Genomic DNA, 25,942 nt, shown 5'->3' on the forward strand with positions numbered 1-25,942 from the left:
GCAACCCGGCAATGCCTTTGGAGAGCCCCGCGATGAGTGACACCCTGACCTGCGACGCCGAACTGGACGCCAGCGGGCTGAATTGCCCTTTGCCGCTGCTCAAGGCCAAGATGGAGCTCAATCGCCTGGCCAGCGGCGCGGTGCTGAAGGTGATCGCCACCGACGCCGGCTCCCAGCGCGACTTCCGCACTTTCGCCAAGCTGGCCGGTCATACCCTGCTGCAGGAAACGGCTGAGGCCGGCACCTATACCTACTGGCTGCGCAAGGCCTGAGTCTTTTCCAAGGATCGTCAATGTTCAAAGTGCTTCGCGACTGGATGCAGCGCTACTTCTCCGATGAAGAGGCAGTGGTGCTGGCGGTCCTGTTGTTCCTGGCTTTTACCGCCGTGCTCACGCTGGGCGGCATGCTGGCGCCGGTGCTGGCGGGCATGGTGCTGGCGTTCCTGATGCAGGGGCTGGTCAACGCCCTGGAGCGGCTACGGGTGCCTACCCGGCTGGCGGTGATGCTGGTGTTCGCCTTGTTCATGGGCGCGCTGGCGGTGTTCATGCTGGTGTTGGTGCCGCTGTTGTGGCACCAGCTGATTACCCTGTTCAACGAGCTGCCGGGCATGCTCGGCAAGTGGCAGTCGTTGCTGTTGCTGCTGCCCGAGCGCTACCCACACCTGGTGTCGGACGAGCAGGTATTGCACGCGATCGAGTCGGTGCGCGGGGAAATCGGCAAGTTTGGCCAGTGGGCGTTGACCTTCTCGCTGTCGAGCCTGCCGTTGCTGGTCAACGCCATGATCTACCTGGTGCTGGTGCCGATTCTGGTGTTTTTCTTCCTCAAGGACCGCGAACTGATCGGCCGTTGGGTCAGTGGCTACCTGCCCAGGCAGCGCGCCTTGCTGAACCGGGTGGGCAGTGAGATGAACCGGCAGATTGCCAACTACATTCGCGGCAAGGGCATCGAAATCCTGATCTGCGGCATTGCCACCTATATCGCCTTCATCAGCCTGGGGCTCAACTACGCCGCGCTGCTGGCGCTACTGGTGGGGCTGTCGGTGGTGGTGCCGTATGTGGGCGCCGTGGTGGTGACGGTACCGGTGACGCTGATTGCGCTGTTCCAGTGGGGCTGGGGCGACCAGTTCATTTACCTGATGACGGTGTACGCGATTATCCAGGCGCTGGACGGCAACGTGCTGGTACCGCTGCTGTTTTCCGAGGCGGTGAGCCTGCACCCGGTGGCGATCATTTGCGCGGTACTGCTGTTTGGCGGGTTGTGGGGGTTCTGGGGGATCTTCTTCGCCATCCCGCTGGCGACGCTGATCAAGGCCGTGCTGGATGCCTGGCCGCGGCAGGAGCCTAGCGTGTCACCGCTACTTTGATGTAACTGGGGCCGCTTTGCGGCCCTTCGCGGGCACGCCCGCTCCCACAGGAATTGTGCAGGGCCCTGTGGGAGCGGGCGTGCCCGCGAAGGGCTGCAAAGCAGCCCCATTGAATCTCAAGCCTTGTTCAAGGCTTGGGCTGCCGCCAATACGGCATCCACATGCCCAGGCACCTTCACTCCACGCCATTCCTGGCGCAGCACACCGTCCTTGTCGATCAGGAAGGTGCTGCGGTCAACGCCCATGTATTCCTTGCCATACAGCTTTTTCAGCTTGATCACGTCGAACAGCTGGCACAGGGCCTCGTCCTTGTCGCTGATCAGCTCGAACGGGAAGCCTTGCTTGGCCTTGAAGTTCTCGTGCGACTTGATGCCGTCGCGCGATACCCCGAACACCACAGTGTTGGCTGCGGCAAAGGCATCATGCTGGTCGCGGAACCCCTGGCCCTGGGTGGTGCAGCCCGGCGTGCTGTCCTTCGGGTAGAAATACACCACCACTTGCTGGCCCTTGAGCTCGGCCAGGCTGACGGTCTGCCCGCTGGTGGCCTGGGCCTGGAAGTCGGCAACAGGTTGGTCGAGTGCTACAGCCATGGTCGGTTTCCTTACATTGGGTTCTGTGGACGCCATGGCTCGATCAGCGCATCGAGGTTCAGGGCGTCGGCAAAGTCCAGGAACTGGTCACGCAGCCAGCTGATCTGGGTGCCGGCCGGCAGAATCACGGTGAACTGGGCGTTGAGCATGCTGCTGCCGGTCTGCGGTGCCAGGTAGGTGTCGCAAGTCATGGCTTCCAGCTCGACGCGGTGATCGAGGAAGAACTGGCACAGCTCGTTGATGATGTCCGGGCGGTAGGCGGCGCTCACATAAGCCACGTAGGGCAGGGCCTGCGGGCGCACTTCCTGGTCGGCGCTGCGCACCACGTCCAGGGTCAGGCCGTGCTTCTTGCCCAGGCCCGGCAGGGTGGATTCGAGGCGCGCCAGGGCGTCCCAGCTGCCACCCACCTGCAGCACCAGGGCGCTGGTCTCGCCGTGGCGGCTCAGGCGCGAGGTGACCACCGCGCAGCGGTTTTCGAAGGCAGCGCGGCTGAGGACGTTGGCCAGTTCCATGGGATTCGGGCCCAGGGCACTGATGACAAGGAATTGTTCGCGGACAGTGGTGGGGGTGGACATGCAGCATTCCTAAAACGATGAGCGGTCGGTGCAGGACGGCCAAAAGCCTCCTGTCGGCGGGGCCCGGGGCTCGCATGCGAGGTCTTGGACGCCGGCGGGGAGCAAGGTCGACGGCCCGGCGGGCCGCGCTGCACCGATCAAAGGGCCAAGGGTAGCGAAATAAGGCGCCGAGGGGAATGCTCCGCCCGCCTGCTTCGCTTGTGCAAGGTCGATGCCCCCAGTACCATTACCGCTCTCTTTTTCCGGCAGGAGCAGTTACATGATTGCGGGCAGTATGGTGGCATTGGTCACACCCATGGATGCACAAGGGCGTGTTGACTGGGGCAGCCTCGACAAACTTGTAGACTTCCACCTGGAAAACGGCACCCATGCGATCGTCGCTGTCGGCACCACCGGTGAGTCCGCCACGCTGGATGTCGAAGAGCACATCCTGGTCATCAAGCACGTGGTCGAGCGCGTCAAGCGCAGCAGCCGCAGCGTACCGGTCATCGCTGGCACAGGTGCCAACTCCACTGCCGAAGCCGTGCACCTGACCCAGAACGCCAAGAGCGCCGGTGCCGACGCCTGCCTGCTGGTAGTGCCGTACTACAACAAGCCGACGCAAGAAGGCCTGTACCAGCACTTCAAGCACATTGCCGAAGCCGTCGACATCCCGCAGATCCTCTACAACGTACCCGGCCGCACCTCCTGCGACATGCAGGCCGAGACCGTGATCCGCCTGTCGACCGTGCCGAACATTATCGGTATCAAGGAAGCCACCGGCGACCTGGTCCGCGCCAAGGCCATCCTCGATGGCGTCAGCAAGGACTTCATCGTCCTGTCCGGCGACGACCCGACTGCCGTCGAGCTGATCCTGATGGGCGGCAAGGGCAACATCTCCGTTACTGCCAACGTCGCCCCGCGCGAAATGGCCGACCTGTGCGAGGCCGCCCTTGAGGGCAATGCCGAGAAGGCCCGCGCAATCAACGAAAAACTCATGCCCCTGCACAAAGACCTGTTCTGCGAAGCCAACCCGATCCCTGTGAAATGGGCGCTGGTCGAAATGGGCCTGATGCACAAAGGCATTCGCCTGCCACTGACCTGGCTGAGCGAAGGCTGCCACGAAAAAGTCCGTACTGCCTTGCGCCAGTCCGGCGTACTGGTTTAAGAGGAAGTACACCGCATGAAGCGACTGGCTGGTCTTTCCGCCCTTGCCCTGATTATCTCCAGCACCAGTGGGTGTGGCTGGCTGTGGGGCGAGGATGGCTATTTCCGCGACCGCGGCAGCGACTACCTGCAGGCGCACCCGACTGCGCCAATGCAGCTGCCGCAGGACGCCAGCAACGTCAAGCGCCTTGACCCGTTGCTGCCCATTCCGCGTAACGTCGCGGATGATAACGTCGCTGGCGAGTTCGAAGTGCCGCGCCCGCAACCGCTGACCGGTGGCGCCGCCCAGGTCACCGACTACAGCCTGCAACGCAGCGGCAGCAGCCGTTGGGTGCTGGCCCAGCATTCGCCTGCCGAGGTGTGGCCAGTGGCCCGCCAGTTCTTCGAGGACAACGGCTTCCGCATTGCTGAAGAGCGCCCGCAGACCGGTGAATTCAACACCACCTGGCAGCGTTTCGACGAGCTGTCGGCGTCGCTTGGCCAACGCCTGGCCAGCACCGCCAGCAGCAGTGACAGCGAAGTGCGCGTCCGTGTGCGCATGGAGCCTGGCGTGCAGCGCAACACCTCCGAGGTGTACGTGGTCAGCGTCGAGCGCCCGGCCGGCAGCACTGCCGAGCCAGGTTTCCCGTCCACGTCCAGCAATACCGGTGCCGATGCCCTGCTGGTCGACGAAATGCTTGCCAGCATGAACCGCAGCGCCGAGAAGGGCGGTTCGGTGTCGCTGCTGGCCGCGCGCGATTTCGACGCGCCAAGCCGCGTCAGCCTCAGCGAAGACGGCAGCGGCAACCCGGTGCTGTACCTGGGTTCCGACCTGGACCGTGCCTGGTCTGGCGTGGGCCGTGCCCTGGAGCAGGGTGGCGAGTGGCGTGTCGAGGACATCAACCGCAGCCTGGGCCTGTACTACATCAACCTGTCGGAAAAGCCAGACGACAAGCAGAACCAGCCTGGCTTCTTCAGCCGCCTGTTCGGCAGCGAGCCGACCAAGGAAGAGCGTGAAGCCCGTGCCGAGCGCTACCAGGTTCGCCTGAGCAAGGTGGGTGAGAGCGTGCAGGTCACGGTCGAGAAAAACATCAACACCGTGGCTCCGGCCGATGTCGCCCGCCGCGTGCTGAGCGCCATTCAGGACCACCTGGGTTAAGTGCGCTTCGCGGTACTCGGAAGCGGCAGCCAAGGGAACGGCACGCTGATTGCCAGTGGTGACACGTTCATCCTGGTTGATTGCGGCTTTTCCCTGCGTGAAACCGAGCGGCGCCTGGCGCTGCTCGGCGTCTCGGCGGCCCAGCTCAGCGCGGTATTGGTCACCCACGAACATGCCGACCACGTGCATGGGGTCGGCTTGCTGTCACGGCGCTACAATGTACCGGTCTACCTCAGCCAAGGGACCTTGCGCGGCATGCGCAAGCCGGTGGAGGTGGCCGGTTTTCTCGCTTGTGGCCAAAGCCTGCGTATCGGCAGCCTGGAAGTGACCGCAGCGCGGGTCGAGCACGACGCCTACGAGCCGCTGCAATACGTGATCAGCGACGGCCAGCGGCGCTTCGGCATGCTGACCGACCTGGGCTCGTACGACGCGTTGTTGCTGGAGCGTTACCAGGGCCTGGATGCACTGCTGATCGAGGCCAACCACTGCCGCGACCTGCTGGCACGTGGTCACTACCCGGTCTTCCTGAAGCAGCGGGTAGGTGGCATGCAAGGGCATTTGAACAATCACCAGGCCGCGCGCCTGGTGCACGAGTTGGGCTGGAGCAACCTGCAACACCTGGTGCTGGCCCACCTCAGCAGCAAGAACAACCTGCCACACTTGGCCCGCCAGTGCTTCGTCGACACCTTAGGGTGCGACCCGGACTGGCTCCAGGTGGCGAATCAGGAACACGGGCTCGACTGGCGCGAAATCGCCTAGCCCAACACCTCAAGCAAGCGGAGCCCAATCATGGAAAAACGCGACGAACTCTACCGCGGCAAGGCCAAATCGGTTTACAAGACCGACGACGCCGACCGCTTGATCCTGCTGTTCCGTAACGACACTTCGGCGTTCGACGGCAAGCGTATCGAACAGCTCGACCGCAAAGGCACGGTGAACAACAAGTTCAACGCCTTCATCATGCAGAAACTGGAAGAAGCCGGCGTGCCGACCCAGTTCGACAAGCTGCTGGGCGACAACGAGTGCCTGGTGAAGAAGCTGGACATGATCCCGGTCGAGTGCGTAGTGCGTAACTACGCTGCCGGCAGCCTGGTCAAGCGCCTGGGCGTGGAGGAGGGCATCAAGCTGGAGCCGTCCACCTTCGAACTGTTCCTCAAGAACGACGAGAAGGGCGACCCCTTCATCAACGAATCCCACGTTGTCGCGTTCGGCTGGGGCACCGCCGAGCAGCTGGTCGAAATGAAAAAGCTGTCGCTGAAGGTCAACGAAGTGCTGACCAAGCTGTTCGATGACGCCGGCCTGCTGCTGGTCGACTTCAAGCTGGAGTTCGGCGTATTCCACGGCCAGATCGTGCTGGGCGACGAGTTCAGCCCGGACGGCTGCCGCCTGTGGGACAAAGAAACCCGCAAGAAGATGGACAAGGACCGCTTCCGCCAGGGCCTGGGCGACGTGATCGAAGCCTACGAAGAAGTTGCCAAGCGCCTGGGCGTGCCGCTGTAAGCGGCGCGTTCACGCAAGCGCCTGATACCACGCGATTTTTTTTAAAAAAAGGTTTGCGTTTTAAAAGAACGCTGGTATGATGCGCGGCATTGGAGAGATGCCGGAGTGGTCGAACGGGACGGATTCGAAATCCGTTGTACTGGCAACAGTACCTAGGGTTCAAATCCCTATCTCTCCGCCATATTAAAGGCCCCGAGCGCTGTATAGCCCTCGGGGCTTTTATCGTTTGGCGGAATTTTGGGGAAATGGGGGTGCGTGTATTTCCCCCAAGCGTTCGCTATCATTCCGCCATGGCCTACTACGAGAAGCGCGGGGACGCCTGGCGCGCCCAGATCCGCCGCAAAGGATATCCAACCCTTTCCGTCACCTTTGATACCAAGGCAGAAGCCCAGCGATGGGCCGCCGAGATCGAGGGTGACATGTTGCGTGCGCGCTTTTTCGACATGCGCGAGGCCGAGAGCACCACGCTGGCCGAGGCCCTGGATCGATACCTATCCGAGGTGACTTCTACCAAGAAGGGCGCCAAGCAGGAGCAGGTCCGCATCAAAAAGTGGAAAGAGCACAAGCTGGCCACTAAAGGCCTGGCGGCCATCCGTTCGAGTGACATGGCCGCATACCGCGATGCTGAGCTGAAGGAAGGGAAGTCGACAGCGACAGTGCGCCTCAACTTGGCTGTGATCAGCCACCTATACACGGTGGCCACAAAGGAATGGCGTATCGAAGGACTGACCAACCCTTGCCGGGCGATCCGTATGCCTAAGGGCAGCAAGGAGAGAGATCGACGCCCGACGACAGCAGAGCTCACAGCGCTTTACAAGGAAGCTGGCCAGATGAATGCTCAGCTTCCGGTGTTCATTGAGCTGGCAGTGGAGACGGCGATGCGCCGGTCTGAGCTGTTGATGCTGCGCCGCGACCAGGTGCGCGGCAAAGTGGCCTATCTGGAAGACATCAAGAACGGCGAGCGGCGCGCCGTGGCATTGTCCTCCCGTGCGATAGCATTGCTGGAGGGCTTGCCCACACCGATCGGTGGCGGCCGGTACTTCAGCCTGGCGCTCAACACGATCAGCAACTACTTTCCCCGGGCATGCGTGGCGGCCGGAATTGAAGGTCTGCGTCTTCACGACCTGCGCCATGAGGCTACCAGTCGCTTCTTCGAGCGCGGCTTTACGATGACGGAAGTGGCGAGCATCACCGGACATAAAACGCTGGCGATGCTCAAACGCTACACCCACTTGAGTCCTCAGGATTTAGCCGAGAAACTTGGATAGGTTAACTTAATTTTTTAATTAACCTTCGCAGGCTTTCTTCGCCAACTCCCCAGCAACCGAGCAAATTAAGGCATTGCCCCCAGCAGTGCCCATGCAGGCGGTGTAGGCAAGCTGTCCGACCAAGTCGCATTTTGAGACGCCCACCGCGTTTCCTATTGCATCGAGAACGTTGCCAGGAAATCCAGAGGTCGCTGTTCCTGGCTGTGGGGGAGGTATGGACGGGTCTGGAACTATTTCAATATCCGCAGGGACTAGTTTGAACTCAATGAGTCGATCCTTAATCCTTGCGAGCACCTCTGGAGAAACAGTATCGAGTGCTTCCTTACTTGCGTGAATTGATTTAGCCATTTTTATTGCCGCCTCTATTAATAATTTATGGAGGGGCACTACTTGAGCCCGTCATTGCTGACATTATCTGTATAGCTGAGGCGCTAATGAATTGCGCGCAAGCTGACGAGTGGCATTACGCCGCCCTCAGGTTAGGTGGATCTTTCCGCTTGCGCCCAAGCTTCGGCTTCTGGTGCTCCCCATCCCTACACTCAAGCAGAAACTTGCGCACGTCCTCCCTCAGCCAGCAGTGCCGATTGCCCATCTTGAAGCTCTTGGGCAACCACGGCACGCCGCGGCGAATCCCTCCCTGATTGACGCCTCGGTGCGGCCCAGCAGCTTGGCCAGGCCCTCGACCGTCAATACCTCAGTCTCTTCGCTCATACCTTGCTCCCGGCCTGACGCGCCAGATTCTGGTTGTCGCGCTGATCTGTCACGTCAGTCGTCTTCAGTTCATTGATCACTGATTCGATGCCGGCCACATAGCTGCCAGGCCGGCCTGCCGTTGCTCCGGCCAATCGCTCTGCTACCACTTCGACCGGCGACCCCCGCAGCGAGGCGACCAGGTCAACGGCCCAGCGCCTCGCCTCCAAGTACGTGAGCCGGTTGATTGGCCCAGTTGCAGGCATTGATACGCCTGAGGCCTTGATGCCTTGGTCGACGGCATGCGGAGCCGGTGCCGGTGCCTTTGCGGCCGATCTCGGCCTGCGCGGGTCTGACAGCCTAGAGGTAAAGGTGAGGGCCTTGCTGGCGGAGCGCCGACAGCGGATCGGCTATGACAAGCAATTGATCGCTGCAGTTGGTTCATGTCTGTGACGTTAAAAAAGGTTACTGAACCACGCCGAAAATTTTCCCATATTTGTGACAGCGCCCAAAACTGTGCCTACTAGAATCAAACCGGTGACGAGCGGGTGAGATTTGGCCCATTCGATCACGGCTACTGGATGTACACCTACACGATCCATCCATGTAGATTGCGTTTTCAGGGTTTTTTGATGAGCGCGATCAAAAAAGTTGGCGAACATATCGAGCTTTCGAAGAGTAGATCTGTGCATCGTTAGAAAATCTCCCGCCACGTAAGCAGCTGCCTCCTGTTCACCGGTAAGCGCGTCTTCATCGGTAACTTTGTTCAGTTCCGCCAGCCCCATGATACGGCCCTTCCGACCAGAGCTATCACTGTGCGGTGCGTACCGGTGGCCATACAGGCTTACTAGGATCCTAGCGAGATCATGTTTGTTAGCGTCTTGCAGTTCATAGGGATTCCCTCCTAACACACGATGTCGGTGCTCAACTGCATAGAAACCATAGTTGTTGTCGCGCATGTTCCAATGCAGGAACTGACAATCGGCATGCGTTTTAAGGAAGTCAAAATACCCATCCAGCATTCGCTTCTCGATGTCGTCTAGGTTCGTCGACATGGAATCAAGCATGCCTAACAACTCAGCTGTGGCGTGAAGAGACCAAGATTTGGTCTGAGCCGATTTGAGATTCCGTATGGCTATAGATGTAACGCGAAGAGATGCACCGGTCGCATTTTCATAAAACGATTCGCAGGAATAATGCACTACAAACACCCGGTGTGCGTCTTGGAATAGCCTTTCTACAAGCTGGCGATGCAGATCTATCTTTCACCCGATCAATCTCTGACCCCACCACATTCCTCCTTGCTTCAGACTGTTATAGAACAGGTGTAATTCGGCTCATTGCTTATGGTGTGCAATTCTCACTGAAATAATGGTAGTAGAGCTACGACAGCAGGACCTGATAGCCTTACAGCATTTTCCGCTAGCTGTATTGAGTCATTAATACCACTCACCAACTCGAAAACAGAACGCATGAAGGTGATAGATTTCTCGTCCTTTTGGTCCAGAATTGTAGAGCTGTGCCGAGACATTGCCCCAATTATTCTATCAATTTCGGCTTCAATTCCATTGGTGCCAGATATTCTGTAAGCGATCAGTGCCTGTCGAAGTGATTCAAGGTTACTGGTAAACATCTGCTTAAGTGATGTCGGTAGCTCTGAGTTCAGGCATTGGTGTAAAAGCCTGTCGAGCGCCTCGATAAATTCTGAAGTCTGAGCATTGTTAATCTGGGGGTTGCTGTACTTTACCTGAAGTACGTGGTTGCCGAATGCCAGGGCACTTAAAGTAGTATTATCGAGATACTGCTTTGAAACATCCCATCTTGTGCTGAGATCAATTCTGGAGAAGATCAGATCGATTTTTTCGAACGGCGCAAGGTAGATGGATGGGTCACCTTCGACTCCATCAATGAGTGCCTGCTTCGCCTCCCGCTGAAGCTGGACTAGGTCGGCCAAACGGCTCAACAGAGTACCAGCATCCCCCTCAGGTGCATCAAGGACCCGCTCCCAGACTGAGCGTGTAACCTCTGCATCCTGACGAAGGCTTGCCTCGCGAAGAATGTCGTGCAATCGACCCACAGGGTTGTTCTTGATTTCCATTGTCACTCTCTAGCACAAGCAGTCATTCAAGGATCTGTCGTCAGGAAAAGCCTGGATGCCCATTCGGCGTCCCTACGGTGGTGCTGAAATGCTATCAAAGATCTTGGGGGAATTCTGGGGGAATGGATCCCCCGAATGGTGTGGAACACTGCTGCGTTTGTCTTTGTTCAGGTGTCTGTTTTTATTGTATTTTTCATAACTGGCGGAAAAAATATGAGGCCGAAAACGGATTCTAAATCCGTTGTACTGGCAACAGTACCTAGGGTTCAAATCCCTATCTCTCCGCCATACAAGATCAAGCCCCTGGAAGCGAAAGCTTCCAGGGGCTTTTTCGTTGTGCGTCGCTAAATAATTTGAAGTCAGCAGCCCCAATTGCGCGAGGCGAGCCTATGAGGAAGCGGGGAGCTTCTTGAGCGGTCTGACAGTGAGCTCTACACCCAAGGCAAGCATGAGCTTTTGAATAGTAGTGAAACGAGTTTTATCGCCGCCCTTCAACGTTTTGTAAAGCGACTCACGATTCACGCCTGCGTCTTGCGCAAACTGATTCACGCCCTTGGCTTTTGCCACTTCCCCCAAGGCATGCATCAGAGTTTGCGCGTCGTTAGCCTTCATTGCCTCCGCCAGAAAAGCCGCGATGGTTTCGGGACTGTTCAGAAACCGGGAGGCCTCGAAGCGTTTGGTATTGCTCAAATCGAGCTCAAGGATGGGCATGTCTTCGGCGGTGAATGTGTCGCTCATCGTTGTTTACCTCGTATAACATCAAGGATTTGCTTGGCGCGATTAATGGCTCTGTGCTGGTCCGCTTTATCGCTACCGTAGAGCATCAGGTAGCGGCTCGAGCCCGTTCGTACGAAGTAGATCCGATATCCGGGACCTACAAACACCCGCATCTCACTGACGCCATCGCCAACTGATTCGATATCGCCAAAGCTGCCATTTTCCGCTCGTGCGAGTCTTGCGGTGACTGCACCTTTACCGATCGGATCTTTCACGCCATCCAGCCAATCGTCAAATTCCGACGTAGTGTCGATCTGATTCGGCATGCATTAAATGTAGCCTAGTGGCTACTCCTTGTATATGAAAGATCGACGGAGTGGCGTTGCAGTCCTGTGTGGACGTGGTGACCGCCACGTAAAGGGGCGCATAGAAGTGATGGCCGCCTGTCATCGTCCGTCGTTGAATGGCCATGACGTGATGAGGCTAAGGCGCAAGTTGAGCACTGGCAACGGCTGGAGCGGGATTGGTCTGAGTTTGGGAAATGGGCTACATCGCTGTGGAAGATGTCGCTACCCTGCCGTCGGTCGAGGGCGCTTTTGGGTCCTTTTGCGGCGAGACGCGGTAAATAAATGCAACCCCTGGATGCATCGCGTTTCCAGGGGCTTTTTCGTTGTGCCTGGGCCTGTCCGTTGTCACGGGACAGGCCCAGCCTTACTTCTTCATCATCCCCAACTCAGCATCATCCAGCAGCGCCTTGGCCATCGCGCTGAGGTAGTGCGAGGCCCAGATCAGTTTCTGGTCGCCGTCCATCAGCCCGGTGATGATCAGGTCGCGCACGTAGCCCATCAGTTCGGATGCCTGTTCGCGGGCTTCCTGGCAGGGGATGCCGGGTTCGATGCGGAACAGCGGGTGGGTGTTGTTTTCGCCTTGGTAGAAGCAGGTCTTGCCGACTGTGGTGGGTTCTTTTGGGTTGTCGGTGGACATTATTTTTACTCCCTGAAATCTTGATTGCCTGTAGTGGCCTCTTCGCGGGCACGCCCGCTCCCACAGGTACTGGATGACCCTGTGGGAGCGGGCGTGCCCGCGAAGAGGCCTGGCCTGCTAGTGCAAGGTGTACGGCTCACCGGGTAAGTGTGGCCGCATCTGCAATTGCATCAATGCCGACTCGACCAGGCTCTGGACCGCCTCCATTTCATGGATCACGGCCTGCATCACAATCGAGCTGTGGGCGGTAGGCTTGAGTTGTACGGACTGGCGGGCGACGGACAGGGCGCAGAGTACGTACTCTGAGGACTGGACCAGGGTGTCTTGCAGGGCCTGGGTGGAATCGAGGGAGTAGGGTGGATCGGGGACTGTCTTGCGCATGTAAGCTCCTTGGGTAGTGGAGCCGCCTGGCAACGCTGTCAAACGAATGGAGGCAGCTATACATGGGTTGACAGACCGGTACCCAAGGACCCGGCGCACACGAATGTGCCCCATGCACAGCTGCCATTAAGCGCTGCAACGGAAACTTGAGTAGTCGGCCTGTCAAAGCCGGTCGCTGATTTCACAACGACAAGCCGAGACTAGAGCGCGACCGGATCCGTCGCAACAGTTTGAGCGGGTTGCCAGTATGTTTGGGAAACGCCCTACAAGGAAGGGAATAATTCTGAGTTCAAGCTGTAGGACGGGGGCTGATTTGCAGCGCCGAAGGGCAAACGCTACCGAAATCTACTCATAGATAGCGAAAATCGCTAGACTTCGCTATCTATTGCTATAACCGTTCTCTGGAGGCAGCCCATGGACCCGTACCGCAACCCTTTCGCACCCGGCGCCGGCAGCAGACCGCCTGAGCTGGCAGGCCGCGATGGGGTGCTTGAGCACGCGCGCGTTTCGTGTGGGCGGGCTATCAACGGGCGCAGCGCGCGCTCCATGATGCTGCTTGGCTTGAGAGGGACTGGCAAAACGGTGCTCTTGAACGAAGTCGGGAAAATTGCCGAGCAAGCGGGCTTGCTGGTCTCCAAGGTCGAGTCGCCGGAAGAGGAAAGCCTTGCGCGCCTTCTTTACCCGGAAATGCGCAAGGTCATGCGCTCTCTGTCCACCGTGGAAGCCGCCAAGCAAATTGCAAATCGGGGGCTGAAGGGCCTGCGTGGGTTTGCCTCCATCTTCAAGATCGATATCGCCGGTGTGGAAGTGGGTGTAGAGCCAGAGCCCGGCCTTGCGGACAGTGGCAATCTTCAATACGACCTGCCAGACCTGTTCAACGTTATCGGGCGTGCGGCCCAGGCCGCAGGCAAAGGCTGGATTCTGTTGATTGACGAAGTCCAGTACCTGAGTGAGGCCGATCTCAGGGCCCTGATTGTCTCCATGCACAAAATGTCTCAGGAAGGCCTGCCGGTGCTGCTTGTGGGTGCCGGGCTGCCTCAGGTCGCGCGGTTGGCAGGTGAGGCGAAATCCTATGCAGAGCGGCTGTTCCTGTATCCGGAAATCAATGCACTTGATGCCGATGCTGCTGCCCAGGCCGTGCTCAAGCCGATCCTGGACGAGGAGGCATCCATTGCAGAGGCCGCCTTGCAAGAGATTGTCGTGCGTACCAAGGGCTATCCGTTCTTTTTACAAGAGTGGGCGTCCACGGCGTGGAACTGTGCCGAGGGGCCAGAGATATCGCTGGATGATGTCGTTCAATCCTACTCGGAAACACTGGCTTTGCTGGATGCAGGTTTCTTCAGGGTGCGTATCGACCAGTTGACACCCAGCGAAGTGCTTTTCGTCAGAGCCATGTCGGAGCTTGGCGATGGGCCTTATGCGGTAGGTGATATCGCCAAGGCCATGGGCCGAACCCAATCGTCACTTGGCCCCATAAGAGCCAAGGTCATCGCCAAAGGCATGGCCTACAGCACCGATCATGGTGTGCTGGATTTCACCGTACCGCTTTTTGCAGAGTTCATGCGTCGCCAGAGTTGACCCACAAACTGTGCCGCGGCCTTGCTCAGCGCATCGCCGCCAACTTGATACCAAACCCTATCAGACAAGCCCCCGCCAGCCGCTCGAACAGGTTGCTGATTCGTGGGTTGGCGCGCATGCGTTCTGCCAACTGGTGCGTCAGCACCACGGCAATCAGCCCATACGCGAAGGTCACCACCGCCACCGTCGCAGCCATGAAGCCGAACGTCACCAGCCCCTGGTGCTTCACCGGGTCGACGAACAGTGGGAAAAACGCCATGTAGAACATGATCGCCTTGGGGTTGAGCAGGGTGATCATCATGGTCTGGCGCAGGTACTGGCCGTTGTCCATGCGGCAGGTGTGGGCAGCACCACCGGGTTTGCTCAGGAGCATGCGCAGGCCCAGGTACGCCAGGTACGCAGCACCGGCCCATTGCACCAGGTGGAAGGCGGTGGGGTAGGTGGCCAGCAGGGTGGCGACGCCGGCTACCGCCAGCCACAGCAGCACCTGGTCACCCACGATCACCCCGAGTGTCGCAGCCAGGCCTGCCTTGATACCGCCCTTGCCGGTAGCGGTGATCAAGGCAAAATTGCCCGGGCCGGGGATGGCCAGCAGAATGATGAAGGCGATGACGAATGCGCCGTAGTCGGTGACGCCGAGCATGGTGAGTTCCTGTTGGGCATGACGAAGGCAGTGCCCTGAACTATCGTCGCCAAAGGCGCGCTTTTCAACCTGTTGTTGCACAATTGCAACGAACTTGTGCCAGGTACGACTTGGATCCAATGGGTGGAGTCTGTATCATCCCGCGGCCATCAGACGATGGTCGAAGATGATTCATTTAAAGGACTTAGTATGAAAAAGCTGTTCAAGGCCACCGTAGCCGTTGCCGTTGTTTCGGGTGTTGCCCTGCTGTCGGGTTGCACTGGCCAAGTTTACAACCAACCGAAAAACTGCACTTACGACTACCTGTTCCACCCTTCGGTTTCCATCTCCAAGATCATCGGTGGCTGCGGCCCGATCGATAAACTGCCTCAGCAGCAGTAATCTTGGCGGTACCCTGATCGCGACGCTTGCGACGTGATCCAAGGCCCCCGGTCATGTAAATGGCCGGGGGCTTTTGTTTATGGCAACTTACCAGCGCAGCGACACGGTTCCCAGCAGCGTGCGCTCTTCACCCCAGTAGCAACGCCCGGCGTTGTTGCAGCCTGCCACATACTCTTTGTCGAACAGGTTGCGGGCGTTGACTTCGACCGACCAGTTTTCGTCGATTTCATAGCCCACCTTGGCATCCACCAGCGTCACGTCACCGGTATCCAGCTTGCCGTACAGGCTCGCCGGGGTATAGGCGAAGGTACTGTCGAAGTGGCGCACGCCGCCACCGATCTGCAAGCCCTTGAACAGGCCGTCACGGAAGCGATATGTGCTCCACACCGACGCCTGGTTGCGTGGCACGCCGGTCATCTGGTGGTCTTCATACAGCGACCCGGCCGCGTCCTTTGTAATGCGCGAATCGGTGTAGGTGTAGGCAGCGGTGAGGTTGAGGTTTTCGCTCAGGTCACTGTTAAGTTCCAGCTCCACGCCCTTGGCCCGGCTGGCACCGATCTGGCGGTAGTCACCCACGGCTGAATCGAACAGCACATCGTCCTTCTTGCGCAGGTCGTACACAGATGCGGTGAAAGCGGTGTTCCAGCCTTTGGGCTCGTACTTGATACCCACTTCGTACTGCTCGCTGGTGGTGGGGTCCAGCGGGCCGTTCCTGCTTTCGGTCTGCTGCGTCGGGGCAAAGGCCGTGGAGTAGCTGAAGTACGGCGACAAGCCGTTTTCGAACTGGTACATCACCCCGGTCTGCCAGGTGAACTTGCTGTCCCAGTTGTCCATATCGGCTGGCGGGTTGCCGACCTTGTTGCGGAACTGGCTATTGACCCTGTCCAGGCGGCCTCCCAGCAGCAACACCCAGTTGTCCACCTTGGTTTGCAGCTGGCTGTAAAGGCCATACATGGTCTGATCCAGTAGCGCGTTCTGCACATGCAGGGGCGTGTTTGGCTTGCCGTTCCAGACCGGGTCGAACACATTGATGGTGCCGCCGTTGCCCGCGTCCCAATCCTGGTTGAACGACGTGCGGTCCAGGCTTGCTCCGATCAGGAAGGTGTGGTCGAACGCGCCGCTGGTGAAGTGGCCTTCGAACTGGTTGTCCAGCGAGTAGGCGATGGACTTGTTGTAGCGGTCGTAGGCCGTGTTGCTCAGGGTGGTGCCGAAGCCGCCGTTGTTCAGGCTGCCTGGCCACATTTCCTGGCGGTCGATGCGCGACTGCATGTAGCGCGAGTTCTGGCGGAACTGCCAGGTGTCGTTGAAGCGGCGGCTGAACTCGTAGCCCAGGCTCCAGGTTTCCCGCTCGAAGTTGTCCCAGTCCGGGTTGCCGGACAACTGGTCCTTGTCGATCTTGCCGTTGGGGTTGTGCAGCAGGGTGCCGGCGGCGGGGTAACCGAGCTCCATCAAAGTGCGGTCGCGCTGGTAGGTGGCCAGCACGGTCAGGCTGTTGAAGTCGTCGAAGTTCAACGTCAGCGACGGCGCGATGTACATGCGGTCGTCGGGCTGATGGTCGACCTGGGTGTCGGCCTTGCGGCCCATCATCACCAGGCGGCCAAGGACATTGCCCTCATCGGTCAGCGGGCCGGAAACGTCGACGCCCAACTGGCGGCGGTTGTGCGAGCCGTAGCTCAGTTGCACTTCGCCGCGCGCGTCGGCAGTAGGCCGTTTGCTGACCAGGTTGACCACACCACCCGGGGCGTTTTCGCCATACAGGATCGAAGTCGGGCCGCGGAACACTTCCACCCGCTCCAGGCCGTAGGGCTCGCTGCTGGTGTCATACCGGTTGCCCTGCACCCGCAGGCCATCGCGCAGCAGGCCATAGCCATAGTCGGTGGCGTTGAAGCCACGGATGAAGAACAGGTCACCCGCTTGGCCATCACCGCCGGCAAACGGCGGTGAGAAAATACCTGGTACATAGCCCAGCACCTCAGTGAGGGTTTGCGATTGCTGGTCATCCATGCGCTGGCGGGTTACCACCGAAACCGAGCGCGGGGTGTCGGCCAGGGCGCTGCTGGTTTTGCTGGCGGTGGCACTGGCGACGGCGCGGTAGCCACTATCGCCCTGGCCGTTGCTGGCGAGCAGGGTAGCGGCGTTGATCGAGGTGGCGTCCAGTTGTAGGGCCGTGCCATCGGCAAGGGGTTGCAGCACATAACCCGCGCTACCTTGGGGCACGGCTTGCAGGCCGCTGCCCTGCAGCAGCCGGGCCAAGCCTTGGGCGATGCTGTAGTGGCCTTGCAGCCCCGGGCTGGTCTTGCCGGCGGCCAGTTCGTTGCTGCCGGCCAGGTAGATGCCGGCCTGGCTGCTGAACTGGTTGAGGGCGCTGGTGAGCGAGCCGGGTGCGATGTTGAAGCGGGTTTCTGCGTTGGCTGTCTGTTCGGCGTGGGCCTGGCTGGCGGGCAACAGCAGTGGGGCGGCGGCGCACAGCGAGAGGGGCGCGGCAAGTGCCAGGCGAAGCGCGGGGTGGAAGGGCGTCGGCATGCTGGTCTCTGGGATCGGAAGGGTGAGTTGGGAGGGCTATGCCGGGTTAACCGAACGAGATTGGAAAAAGGGAACCGGGTTGGAAGATTTTTTGACCGGCTCCAACAAATTTGTCAGCACCGGCACAGCGGGATCCAAATACCGTGTCGCCTGCTTCGCGGGCTTGCCCGCTCCCACAGGTACTACGCAGGCTGCGGGTTCACACCGCATCTGTGGGAGCGGGCATGCCCGCGAAGAACCCAGCGCGATGTACCGGTATCAAACCGGCTCGACTGTGACCCACCAGGGCGTCAGCCGCTGCACCCGCACCGGCAATGCCGCTTGCAACAAGGCCAGTGCGCGGTCGGTATCGTTGAGCGGGAAGGCACCCATCACTGACAGCTTGGCGACATCCGGGTGCCAACCCAGGTGCCCGTGGCGATAGCGCCCCAGCGTTTGCAGCAAATGCGCCAATGGCATGTCTTCGGCATTGAGGCGGTGATAAATCCACGACTCGCCCGCGCTTTGGGCCGGGCGGGTGTTGCTGATTGCCTCAGCGCTAAAGTCCACCTGCTGGCCCGCTGGCACGATGCAGCGCTCGCCGCTTTGAGCCGTGCACACCTCGACCGCGCCGGCGTACACATTCAGCCGGGTATTTTCGCCCAGCTGGCTAACTGCAAAGCGTGTTCCCAGGGCCTGCATGCGCCCTTGCGCAGTGTCGACGAAGAACGGGCGGCGCGGGTCGTGGGCGGTTTCCACCAGCAGCTCGCCAAAGCGCAGCCGCAGTACCCGGCTGAGGGTGGAAAACTCCATGTCCACGGCGCTCTGCGCCCCCAGCCACAACTGGCTGCCATCGGCCAGACGGGTTTGGCGGGTTTCACCGATGCCGGTGGCCATGTCGGCATCCCAGCCCGACAACGGGGCGCCGTGCCACGCCCGCCAGCCAAGCAGGGAGCCTGCGCCAAGCACCAGCAGCGACTTGAGCCCGGTGCGCCGGCTGAAGCGACGCGCGTCGTGCTCGCGCAGTGCCCGGCCCGCAGCGGCGCCTTCGGCTTGCAACGGGGCAAAACGCTGGCCGACCCGTTGCACATAGTGCCAGGCCGCCTGATGGTCGCCGTGCTGGTCAAACCAGTGCTGCCACTGCGTGCGCAACTGCGATGCGGCGTTTTCGTCCTGCAACTGCACGTACCAGTGCGCGGCTTGCTGCAGGCTGGCGTGGCTGAGTTTTTGCGCGGGCGAGGTCATGGCGTCACTCCACCAGCAAGCCGTCGAGTTCGGCTTCGAGAATGGCGCAATGCAGAAACGCCTGGGCCAGGTATTTCTTGATCATGCGTTCGCTCACCCCGACGCGTGCGGCGATATCGCGGTAGGCCAGGCCATCGATCTGCGCCAGCAGGAATGCCTGGCGCACCTTGCTCGGCAAACGCAGCAGCATGGCGTCCACCTCGTGCAGGGTCTCGACAATGATCGCGCGCTGTTCGGGGGAGGGCTGCAGTGCCTCGGGCTGCAAGGCCAGCTGCTGCAACCAGGCCTGTTCCAGCTTTTGCCGGCGCCAGTGGTCCACGCACAGGCCGCGGGCGATGGTCGCCAGGTACGAGCGCTCGCCGCGTGCTCCGTCGAACTGCCTTGGGCGGTTGAGGATGCGCACGAAGGTGTCCTGCACAAGGTCCGCGGCATCGCAGCGGCTGCCCAGGCGGCGGTACAGAAAGCCGAGCAACCAGCGCGAGTGGCTGTGGTACAGGGTATGGAGCGAGGTGTTCAACTCTGGGATCGAAACCACGGCGGCATCCGGCGCGAGCGCATAATGGTGCGAATGAGAAATGATCGCAATAGTAGGGGCGCCGAGAGAATACTGCAATCACTGCAAAGTTTGCGGGTATACCCTGGGACAACCCGTCACCTTGACGCGAGGACCGGCAATTTGTTTGCGCTGGCATTTCGGATACAATCAGAAAAACGATTCAGCCCTGTCGGTCAATTCGACAAAAGGCCGAGTCGTTTTCTGGTTCTCTGGCTGCCGAACAATGATCAACAACAAGCCTGCGCTGAAGAACACGGAACACCTGGGCCAGCCACAGGCCCTCCCTCCGTTCTCCTGACTGGAATAGATCAATGTTCAAGAAAGCTGGCAAGACCTTGCTGGGTCTGGCTGTCGCTGCGAGCTTCATGCAAGCGCACGCCGCAGAAACCAAAAAAGTAGATGTGCTGCTGGTCGGCGGCGGCATCATGAGCTCCACCCTGGCTGTGTGGCTGCACGAGCTGGAGCCAAGCTGGTCGATGGAGATGGTCGAGCGCCTGGACGGCGTGGCTGAAGAAAGCTCCAACGGCTGGAACAACGCCGGTACCGGCCACTCCGCGCTGGCCGAGCTGAACTACACCCCGGAAGACAAAGACGGCAACGTCAACATCTCCAAGGCCATCGAAATCAACGAAGCCTTCCAGATCTCCCGTCAGTTCTGGGCCTGGCAGGTTCGCCAGGGCGTGCTGAAGAACCCGCACTCGTTCATCAACACCACTCCGCACATGAGCTTCGTGTGGGGCGATGACAACATCAAGTTCCTGAAAAAGCGTTACGACGCGCTGCAGGCCAGCCCACTGTTCCGCCCGATGCAGTACTCCGAGGACCACGCGCAGATCGCCAAGTGGGTCCCGTTGATGATGGAAGGGCGCGACCCGAACCAGAAGCTGGCCGTGACCTGGACGCCAATCGGCACCGACGTCAACTTCGGCGAGATCACCCGCCAGATGGTCGGCCACCTGAAGACCCAGGACAAGTTCGACCTGAAGCTGTCCAGCGAAGTGCAGGACATCACCCGCAACAAGGACGGCTCCTGGCACGTCGAGTACAAGAACCTGAAGGACGGTACCGAATCGGCTACCGACGCCAAGTTCCTGTTCATCGGTGCCGGCGGCGGCGCATTGAAGCTGCTGCAGAAGTCGGGCATTCCTGAGGCCAAGGAATACGCAGGCTTCCCGGTGGGCGGCTCGTTCCTGGTGACCGAGAACCCGACCGTGGCCATGCAGCACATGGCCAAGGCCTACGGCATTGCCTCGACCGGCGCGCCACCCATGTCGGTACCGCACCTGGACACCCGCGTGCTGGACGGCAAGCGCGTGATCCTGTTTGGCCCATTCGCCACCTTCTCGACCAAGTTCCTGAAGAACGGCTCGTACCTGGACCTGCTGAGCAGCACCACCACCCACAACGTGTGGCCGATGACCAAGGTCGGTATCGAGCAGTACCCGCTGGTGGAGTACCTCGCTGGCCAGCTGATGCTGTCTGACGATGACCGCTTCGAAGCCCTGCGCACCTACTTCCCGAATGCCAAGAAGGAAGACTGGCGCCTGTGGCAGGCCGGCCAGCGTGTGCAGATCATCAAGCGTGATGCCGAGAAGGGCGGCGTGCTGAAGCTGGGCACCGAAGTGGTCGCGTCCGAAGACCGCACCATTGCCGGCCTGCTGGGCGCCTCGCCAGGTGCTTCGACTGCTGCGCCGATCATGCTGAACGTGCTGGAAACCGTGTTCAAGGAGAAGGTCGCTACCCCAGAGTGGCAGGCCAAGATCAAACAGATCGTGCCGAGCTACGGCACCAAGCTGAACGATTCGGCAGCGGCCACTCAGAAAGAGTGGAACTACACCGCTGAAGTGCTGCAGCTGGAGAAACCGCCGGTGATCGACGCCAGCGTCGACTTCGGTGGCGCGGCCAGCGAGCCGGTTGAAAGCAAGCCTGAGAACGACATGGCGCTGTAATCGGCCATTGGCATGAAAGAAGCCACGGGGGAAACCTCGTGGTTTTTTTTTGCCTGTTCGGGCCTTTCCGCGGCGGTTCGATGCATCGATGAACCCGCTCCCCCAGGTTCATCACTACCCCCAGGGCCTGCAGCAAGAATCATCTCTGGCGCAGGATGCACTCCAGCAGCCCGGGAAAACGCTCGCCCAGCATTTCGCTGCGCAGTGAATTCATATGGGTCGTCCCCACATTGCGGGTGTGCACCAACCCCGCATCACGTAGTACGCGGAAGTGGTGCGACATGCTCGACTTGGGCCGCCCACCGTCAAGCTCGCCACAGCTGGCCTCGGCAACGCCGGCCAGATGGCGGACGATTTCCAGGCGCACGGGGTCGCTGAGCGCATAGAGCAGGCGTTCAAGGATCAGGTCTTCAGCGTTGGGATGTTTATAGGCTCGCATGGCCGACATGATAACGGGGGTTTCACTAATTGCCATAGTTCGATTATGATCGAACAACAGTATTGAAATGAACCCGGAGTTTCCCATGTCCGCACTGTTCGAACCCTACAGCCTCAAAGACGTCACCCTGCGTAACCGCATTGCCATTCCGCCGATGTGCCAATACATGGCCGAAGACGGCATGATCAACGACTGGCACCACGTGCACCTGGCCGGCCTGGCCCGTGGCGGTGCCGGGCTGCTGGTGGTCGAGGCCACTGCGGTGGCACCGGAAGGCCGTATCACCCCCGGTTGTGCCGGTATCTGGAGCGATGCTCACGCCCAGGCATTCGTACCGGTGGTGCAGGCCATCAAGGCTGCAGGTTCCGTGCCGGGGATTCAGATCGCCCACGCCGGGCGCAAGGCCAGCGCCAACCGCCCGTGGGAGGGTGACGACCACATCGCCGCCGACGACGCGCGTGGCTGGGAAACCATCGCCCCGTCTGCCATTGCCTTTGGCGCGCACCTGCCGAAAGTGCCACGCGAAATGACCCTGGACGACATTGCCCGGGTCAAGCAGGACTTCGTCGATGCCGCCCGCCGTGCGCGTGATGCCGGCTTCGAATGGATCGAACTGCACTTTGCCCACGGCTACCTGGGCCAGAGCTTCTTCTCCGAGCATTCCAACAAGCGGACCGATGCCTACGGTGGCAGCTTTGACAACCGCAGCCGCTTCCTGCTGGAAACCCTGGCTGCGGTGCGTGAAGTATGGCCAGAGAACCTGCCGTTGACCGCGCGCTTTGGTGTGCTGGAATACGATGGCCGCGACGAGCAGACCCTGGAAGAGTCGATCGAACTGGCGCGCCGCTTCAAGGCTGGCGGCCTGGACCTGCTGAGCGTGAGTGTCGGTTTCACCATTCCCGAGACCAACATCCCGTGGGGCCCGGCGTTCATGGGGCCGATTGCCGAGCGTGTGCGCCGTGAGGCGAAGCTGCCGGTGACTTCGGCGTGGGGCTTTGGCACGCCGCAACTGGCTGAGGCCGCGTTGCAGGCCAACCAGCTGGACCTGGTTTCGGTAGGGCGTGCGCACCTGGCCGACCCGCACTGGGCGTACTTTGCCGCGAAGGAGCTGGGGGTGGAGAAAGCTTCCTGGACCTTGCCGGCGCCGTATGCGCACTGGCTTGAGCGCTATCGCTGAGAATGCCGGGGCCGCTGCGCAGCCCAATCGCCGGCAAGCCAGCTCCTACAGGTATTGCACAGGGCTTGAAGCCTGTGATGATCCTGTGGGAGCTGGCTTGCCGGCGATTGGGCCGCACCGCGGCCCCCCCAATCTAGAACCGATCCAGACGGTAGGCTGCCATCCCAGGCCCAGCGGCCCGCTCAGCCAACCGCCCCACCCACTCCGCCGTCACCGCCGCCTGGGTCAACCCCAGGTGCTGATGCCCAAACGCCAACAGCACTCGCCCATCACACACCCTGTCGATCACCGGCAACGAGTCCGGTAACGAAGGCCGCAAGCCCATCCACGGCGTCGCCCCTTCGACGCTCAAGTCTTGCCGGAACAACCCCTTGCTCAACCGATGCAACTGCCAAGCCCGTTGCATGCTAGGCGGTGCCTCCAGCCCGGCAAACTCCACCGTACCGGCCAGGCGCAAGCCTTCGGCCATGGGTGTCATGATGAACTTGCGCTCCAGCGAGGTGACTGCAAACGGCAGGCGCTGGTGCTCACCCGGCAACATCAGGTGGTAACCGCGTTCGGTGTCCAGCGGCACCCGCTTGCCCGTCAGCGCGGTGGTCAGTTTCGCAGAATGGGCACCACAGCTGATCAGCACCTGGCGGGCATTGAGCGTGCCCTGGTCGCTGGCCAGGCTAACGCCGGCACTGTGCAACTGCCCGCCATCGACCTGCGCCTGAACAAAGCGCACGCCGCTGGCCTTGGCCGCTTCGAACAATTCGCACACTACCCGGTAAGGGTCGATGAAGTGCCCGGTACGCGGAAAGAACAGCCCACCCAGCAGTGTCGGGCTCAGTTGCGGCGCCGCCTCGCGCACGGTGTCGGCCGACCAGAAGTCCACTGGCACCGCCTGCTGTTGCATGCGTGTACGCAACGCCTCCAGTGCCTGGCGGGACTCAGGCTTCTCGAACACCAGCAACGAACCATCCTCTTGAAACAGTTCGCTGCGCCCGATCGAGCCCAGTAGCCGCTGCCAGGCACCCAGGCTGGCCTCGTTCAGCGTGCGGATGCCGGCCACACTGCGCTGGAACGGGGCCGGGCGCAGGTTGAGCAGCAGGCGGGTGAACCAGGGCATGGCCTTGGGCAGGTACTTCCAGTCAAGGCGCAGCGGGCCCATCGGGTCGAGCAGCATGCGCGGCAAGCGCTTCAGAATAGACAGGTCGGCAATCGGGAACACCTGCTCGGTGGCGAGGTGCCCGGCGTTGCCATAGGACGCGCCCTGGCCCGGTGCCTGACGGTCCACCAGCAGTACCCGGCGGCCCTGGCGGGCCAGTTGCAGGGCACAGGCGACGCCGACAATGCCGGCGCCGACCACGGCGATATCGGCTTCAGGGGTCTGGACCATGCTTAGCCTTCCCGTTTGCCGTCGAGCAGGCGCCGCAGTTGCAGCGGGTTGCCGTGTTTCAGCGCCTGCGGCAGCAGCGCATCCGGGAGGTCCTGGTAGCACACCGGGCGCAGGAAGCGCAGGATCGCCGCCGTGCCCACCGAGGTGGTGCGGGCATCGGAGGTGGCCGGGAACGGCCCGCCGTGGACCATGGCATCGCACACCTCGACACCGGTCGGCCAGCCATTGACCAGAATGCGCCCGGCCTTGCGTTCAAGGGTTGGCAGCAGCGCACGGGCGCTGTCGATGTCGGCATCGTCCAGTTGCAGGGTCGCGGTCAACTGGCCCTCCAGATGCTCGGCCACTTGGCGTACCTGTGCATCACCTGCGCAGGCCACCACCAGCGACGCTGCGCCGAACACCTCGGCCTGCAGGGTCGGGTCGGCCAAAAAGGCTTCGGCCTCGGTCACGAACAACTGCGCCTGGCATTGGTTGGGGCCTTGTCCGTCCTGGCCACTGGCCGCAGCCCGGGCATTGGGGTTTTCCGCCAAGGCACCGATACCGGCCTGGTAAGCACTGAAGATGCCCGGGGTGAGCATGGTCTGCGCAGCGGCCTGGCGAACGTGTTCGCTGGCCGCGTCGATAAACCGCTGCAACGCCGGCCCTTGGCGGGCAATCACCAGGCCGGGGTTGGTGCAGAACTGGCCGGCACCTTGGGTCAACGAGGCGACGAAGCCTTGTGCCAGCGCTTCGGCGCGGGCCTGCAGGGCTGCCTCGAACAGAAACACCGGGTTGATCGAGCTCATTTCGGCGTACACCGGGATCGGCTCCGGGCGGGCCTGGGCCGCCTGGCACAGCGCGATACCACCGCTGCGTGAGCCGGTAAAGCCAACGGCCTTGATGCGCGGGTCGCTGACCAGCGCGATGCCCACTTCACGGCCGGAGCCGTACAACAGCGAGAATACGCCGGCCGGCAAGCCGCACAGCTTCACCGCCTGCGCCACCGCCTGGCCGACCAGCTCGCTGGTGCCAGGGTGGGCGCTGTGGGCCTTGACCACCACTGGGCAGCCAGCAGCCAATGCCGATGCGGTATCGCCACCGGCCACCGAGAAGGCCAGCGGGAAATTGCTGGCGCCGAACACGGCTACCGGCCCCAGAGCCACCTGGCGCTGGCGCAGGTCGGCGCGGGGCAAGGGCTGGCGTTCTGGCTGGGCGTTGTCGACCCGCACATCCAGCCATTCACCGGCCCGCACTACCCGGGCGAAGGTGCGTAGCTGGGTGCAGGTGCGGCCACGCTCGCCCTGGATGCGCGCCTTGGGCAGGCCGCTTTCGGCCATGGCGCGGTCGATCAGGGTATCGCCCAGCGTTTCGATCTGGGTGGCGATGGTTTCGAGAAACTGTGCCCGTTGTTCCAGCGTGGTTTCGCGGTAGGCATCGAACGCCGCCCAGGCCAGGGCGCAGGCCTGAGCCACGTGTTCGCCGGTGCCACCGAGGTAGGCCGGTTCCAGCGTCTGGCCAGTGGCCGGGTTGATGGCGCGGATGGCTTCGCGGCTGCCGGTTACCGGCGTCTGGCCGATCAGCATGTTGCCGGTGAGGGTCATGTAGCCTCCTTGGAAATCAAATTCGGGTATCAAGGGCGTTGTGGGAGCAACTGTCTTGCTC

The 25,942-nt window shown here is 61.0% G+C and carries 27 protein-coding genes, 1 tRNA gene and 2 pseudogenes; 13 read left to right on the forward strand and 17 right to left on the reverse strand.

Features of this window, described 5'->3' with window-relative positions; translation table 11 throughout:
• The first annotated feature begins 32 nt into the window (after window positions 1–32).
• Complete coding sequence (locus N805_RS28630; RefSeq protein ID WP_016498337.1) at window positions 33–272, forward strand: sulfurtransferase TusA family protein; 240 nt, start codon at window positions 33–35, stop codon at window positions 270–272.
• A gap of 20 nt (window positions 273–292) precedes the next feature.
• On the forward strand, window positions 293–1,363 hold the full coding sequence (locus tag N805_RS28635; protein WP_019473967.1) for an AI-2E family transporter: 1,071 nt from the start codon (window positions 293–295) through the stop codon (window positions 1,361–1,363).
• 116 nt (window positions 1,364–1,479) lie between these two features.
• On the opposite strand, the gene N805_RS28640 is transcribed toward N805_RS28635, so the two are convergent.
• Both N805_RS28640 and N805_RS28645 read right to left on the reverse strand, forming a co-directional pair.
• The gene (locus N805_RS28640; RefSeq protein ID WP_019473798.1) at window positions 1,480–1,953 is read right to left on the reverse strand and encodes a peroxiredoxin; all 474 of its coding nucleotides are present in this window, start codon (window positions 1,951–1,953) and stop codon (window positions 1,480–1,482) included.
• 11 nt (window positions 1,954–1,964) lie between these two features.
• Entirely contained in the window at window positions 1,965–2,528 is a 564-nt protein-coding gene (locus N805_RS28645) for a glycine cleavage system protein R (protein ID WP_016488638.1), read from the reverse strand.
• Between the two features lie 259 nt (window positions 2,529–2,787).
• On the opposite strand from N805_RS28645, the gene dapA reads away from it, so the two are divergent.
• The 6 genes from dapA to N805_RS28675 all read left to right on the forward strand — a co-directional run bounded on the left by dapA (window position 2,788) and on the right by N805_RS28675 (window position 7,580).
• Complete coding sequence (gene dapA / locus N805_RS28650) at window positions 2,788–3,675, forward strand: 4-hydroxy-tetrahydrodipicolinate synthase (protein WP_019472424.1); 888 nt, start codon at window positions 2,788–2,790, stop codon at window positions 3,673–3,675.
• Between the two features lie 15 nt (window positions 3,676–3,690).
• Window positions 3,691–4,812, forward strand: coding sequence for an outer membrane protein assembly factor BamC (gene bamC, locus N805_RS28655; RefSeq protein WP_019472423.1), 1,122 nt, complete (start codon window positions 3,691–3,693; stop codon window positions 4,810–4,812).
• Window positions 4,813–5,571 (forward strand): MBL fold metallo-hydrolase, encoded by a 759-nt coding sequence (locus tag N805_RS28660; RefSeq protein WP_016488635.1) that lies wholly within the window; start codon window positions 4,813–4,815, stop codon window positions 5,569–5,571.
• Between the two features lie 30 nt (window positions 5,572–5,601).
• On the forward strand, window positions 5,602–6,312 hold the full coding sequence (gene purC / locus N805_RS28665; RefSeq protein ID WP_016498342.1) for a phosphoribosylaminoimidazolesuccinocarboxamide synthase: 711 nt from the start codon (window positions 5,602–5,604) through the stop codon (window positions 6,310–6,312).
• Window positions 6,313–6,403: 91 nt separating this feature from the next.
• Window positions 6,404–6,493: transfer RNA gene (locus N805_RS28670), tRNA-Ser, on the forward strand.
• Window positions 6,494–6,602: 109 nt separating this feature from the next.
• Window positions 6,603–7,580, forward strand: a complete 978-nt coding sequence (locus N805_RS28675; protein ID WP_019472422.1) for a site-specific integrase — start codon at window positions 6,603–6,605, stop codon at window positions 7,578–7,580.
• A gap of 18 nt (window positions 7,581–7,598) precedes the next feature.
• On the opposite strand, the gene N805_RS30645 is transcribed toward N805_RS28675, so the two are convergent.
• Together N805_RS30645 and N805_RS31115 are read right to left on the reverse strand one after the other, a co-directional pair.
• Window positions 7,599–7,967, reverse strand: coding sequence for a hypothetical protein (locus tag N805_RS30645; protein ID WP_155412712.1), 369 nt, complete (start codon window positions 7,965–7,967; stop codon window positions 7,599–7,601).
• 76 nt (window positions 7,968–8,043) lie between these two features.
• Window positions 8,044–8,291 (reverse strand): annotated as a pseudogene (locus tag N805_RS31115) (helix-turn-helix transcriptional regulator).
• Between the two features lie 309 nt (window positions 8,292–8,600).
• Here N805_RS31115 and N805_RS31395 point away from each other — a divergent pair.
• Window positions 8,601–8,723: pseudogene (locus N805_RS31395) on the forward strand (hypothetical protein); the annotation flags it as partial.
• Window positions 8,724–8,725: 2 nt separating this feature from the next.
• Here N805_RS31395 and N805_RS28695 read toward each other — a convergent pair.
• The 6 genes from N805_RS28695 to N805_RS28720 form a co-directional block, all read right to left on the reverse strand.
• The gene (locus N805_RS28695) at window positions 8,726–9,337 is read right to left on the reverse strand and encodes a hypothetical protein (RefSeq protein ID WP_019472419.1); all 612 of its coding nucleotides are present in this window, start codon (window positions 9,335–9,337) and stop codon (window positions 8,726–8,728) included.
• Window positions 9,338–9,630: 293 nt separating this feature from the next.
• Window positions 9,631–10,368 (reverse strand): hypothetical protein, encoded by a 738-nt coding sequence (locus N805_RS28700; RefSeq protein WP_019472418.1) that lies wholly within the window; start codon window positions 10,366–10,368, stop codon window positions 9,631–9,633.
• 387 nt (window positions 10,369–10,755) lie between these two features.
• Window positions 10,756–11,106 carry an addiction module antidote protein gene (locus N805_RS28705; protein WP_019472417.1) on the reverse strand — a complete coding sequence of 117 codons (351 nt, stop codon included), beginning with the start codon at window positions 11,104–11,106 and terminating at the stop codon, window positions 10,756–10,758.
• Window positions 11,103–11,411 carry a type II toxin-antitoxin system RelE/ParE family toxin gene (locus N805_RS28710; RefSeq protein WP_019472416.1) on the reverse strand — a complete coding sequence of 103 codons (309 nt, stop codon included), beginning with the start codon at window positions 11,409–11,411 and terminating at the stop codon, window positions 11,103–11,105. The genes N805_RS28705 and N805_RS28710 overlap by 4 nt, the downstream gene beginning before the upstream one ends.
• Before the next feature lie 385 nt (window positions 11,412–11,796).
• A complete protein-coding gene (locus tag N805_RS28715; protein ID WP_019472415.1) occupies window positions 11,797–12,069 on the reverse strand; it encodes a DUF3077 domain-containing protein in 273 nt (90 codons plus the stop codon).
• Between the two features lie 117 nt (window positions 12,070–12,186).
• Window positions 12,187–12,450 (reverse strand): hypothetical protein, encoded by a 264-nt coding sequence (locus N805_RS28720; protein ID WP_019473520.1) that lies wholly within the window; start codon window positions 12,448–12,450, stop codon window positions 12,187–12,189.
• A gap of 414 nt (window positions 12,451–12,864) precedes the next feature.
• On the opposite strand from N805_RS28720, the gene N805_RS28725 reads away from it, so the two are divergent.
• Window positions 12,865–14,028 (forward strand): ATP-binding protein, encoded by a 1,164-nt coding sequence (locus tag N805_RS28725; RefSeq protein WP_019473519.1) that lies wholly within the window; start codon window positions 12,865–12,867, stop codon window positions 14,026–14,028.
• A gap of 25 nt (window positions 14,029–14,053) precedes the next feature.
• On the opposite strand, the gene N805_RS28730 is transcribed toward N805_RS28725, so the two are convergent.
• Window positions 14,054–14,671 carry a LysE family transporter gene (locus tag N805_RS28730; RefSeq protein WP_019473518.1) on the reverse strand — a complete coding sequence of 206 codons (618 nt, stop codon included), beginning with the start codon at window positions 14,669–14,671 and terminating at the stop codon, window positions 14,054–14,056.
• A 189-nt stretch (window positions 14,672–14,860) separates the two neighbouring features.
• On the opposite strand from N805_RS28730, the gene N805_RS28735 reads away from it, so the two are divergent.
• Window positions 14,861–15,052, forward strand: coding sequence for a YhfL family protein (locus tag N805_RS28735; RefSeq protein ID WP_003254720.1), 192 nt, complete (start codon window positions 14,861–14,863; stop codon window positions 15,050–15,052).
• A gap of 87 nt (window positions 15,053–15,139) precedes the next feature.
• On the opposite strand, the gene N805_RS28740 is transcribed toward N805_RS28735, so the two are convergent.
• The 3 genes from N805_RS28740 to N805_RS28750 form a co-directional block, all read right to left on the reverse strand.
• Entirely contained in the window at window positions 15,140–17,575 is a 2,436-nt protein-coding gene (locus tag N805_RS28740) for a TonB-dependent siderophore receptor (RefSeq protein WP_019473517.1), read from the reverse strand.
• A 258-nt stretch (window positions 17,576–17,833) separates the two neighbouring features.
• The gene (locus N805_RS28745; protein WP_019473516.1) at window positions 17,834–18,799 is read right to left on the reverse strand and encodes a FecR domain-containing protein; all 966 of its coding nucleotides are present in this window, start codon (window positions 18,797–18,799) and stop codon (window positions 17,834–17,836) included.
• 4 nt (window positions 18,800–18,803) lie between these two features.
• Window positions 18,804–19,334, reverse strand: coding sequence for a sigma-70 family RNA polymerase sigma factor (locus N805_RS28750; RefSeq protein WP_019473515.1), 531 nt, complete (start codon window positions 19,332–19,334; stop codon window positions 18,804–18,806).
• 332 nt (window positions 19,335–19,666) lie between these two features.
• Between N805_RS28750 and mqo the strand changes: the two genes are divergently transcribed.
• A complete protein-coding gene (gene mqo / locus N805_RS28755; protein ID WP_019473514.1) occupies window positions 19,667–21,304 on the forward strand; it encodes a malate dehydrogenase (quinone) in 1,638 nt (545 codons plus the stop codon).
• 139 nt (window positions 21,305–21,443) lie between these two features.
• On the opposite strand, the gene N805_RS28760 is transcribed toward mqo, so the two are convergent.
• Complete coding sequence (locus tag N805_RS28760) at window positions 21,444–21,779, reverse strand: ArsR/SmtB family transcription factor (RefSeq protein ID WP_016488623.1); 336 nt, start codon at window positions 21,777–21,779, stop codon at window positions 21,444–21,446.
• A gap of 49 nt (window positions 21,780–21,828) precedes the next feature.
• On the opposite strand from N805_RS28760, the gene xenA reads away from it, so the two are divergent.
• Window positions 21,829–22,920 (forward strand): xenobiotic reductase XenA, encoded by a 1,092-nt coding sequence (gene xenA, locus N805_RS28765; protein WP_019473513.1) that lies wholly within the window; start codon window positions 21,829–21,831, stop codon window positions 22,918–22,920.
• A 133-nt stretch (window positions 22,921–23,053) separates the two neighbouring features.
• On the opposite strand, the gene N805_RS28770 is transcribed toward xenA, so the two are convergent.
• The gene (locus N805_RS28770; RefSeq protein WP_019473512.1) at window positions 23,054–24,301 is read right to left on the reverse strand and encodes an NAD(P)/FAD-dependent oxidoreductase; all 1,248 of its coding nucleotides are present in this window, start codon (window positions 24,299–24,301) and stop codon (window positions 23,054–23,056) included.
• A gap of 2 nt (window positions 24,302–24,303) precedes the next feature.
• Window positions 24,304–25,881: an aldehyde dehydrogenase (NADP(+)) gene (locus N805_RS28775; protein ID WP_019473511.1), complete on the reverse strand. Its 1,578-nt coding sequence runs from the start codon at window positions 25,879–25,881 to the stop codon at window positions 24,304–24,306.
• Between the last annotated feature and the right edge of the window lie 61 nt (window positions 25,882–25,942).

This window comes from Pseudomonas putida S13.1.2, assembly GCF_000498395.2.
GTDB classification, from domain to species: Bacteria; Pseudomonadota; Gammaproteobacteria; order Pseudomonadales; family Pseudomonadaceae; genus Aquipseudomonas; species Aquipseudomonas putida_Q.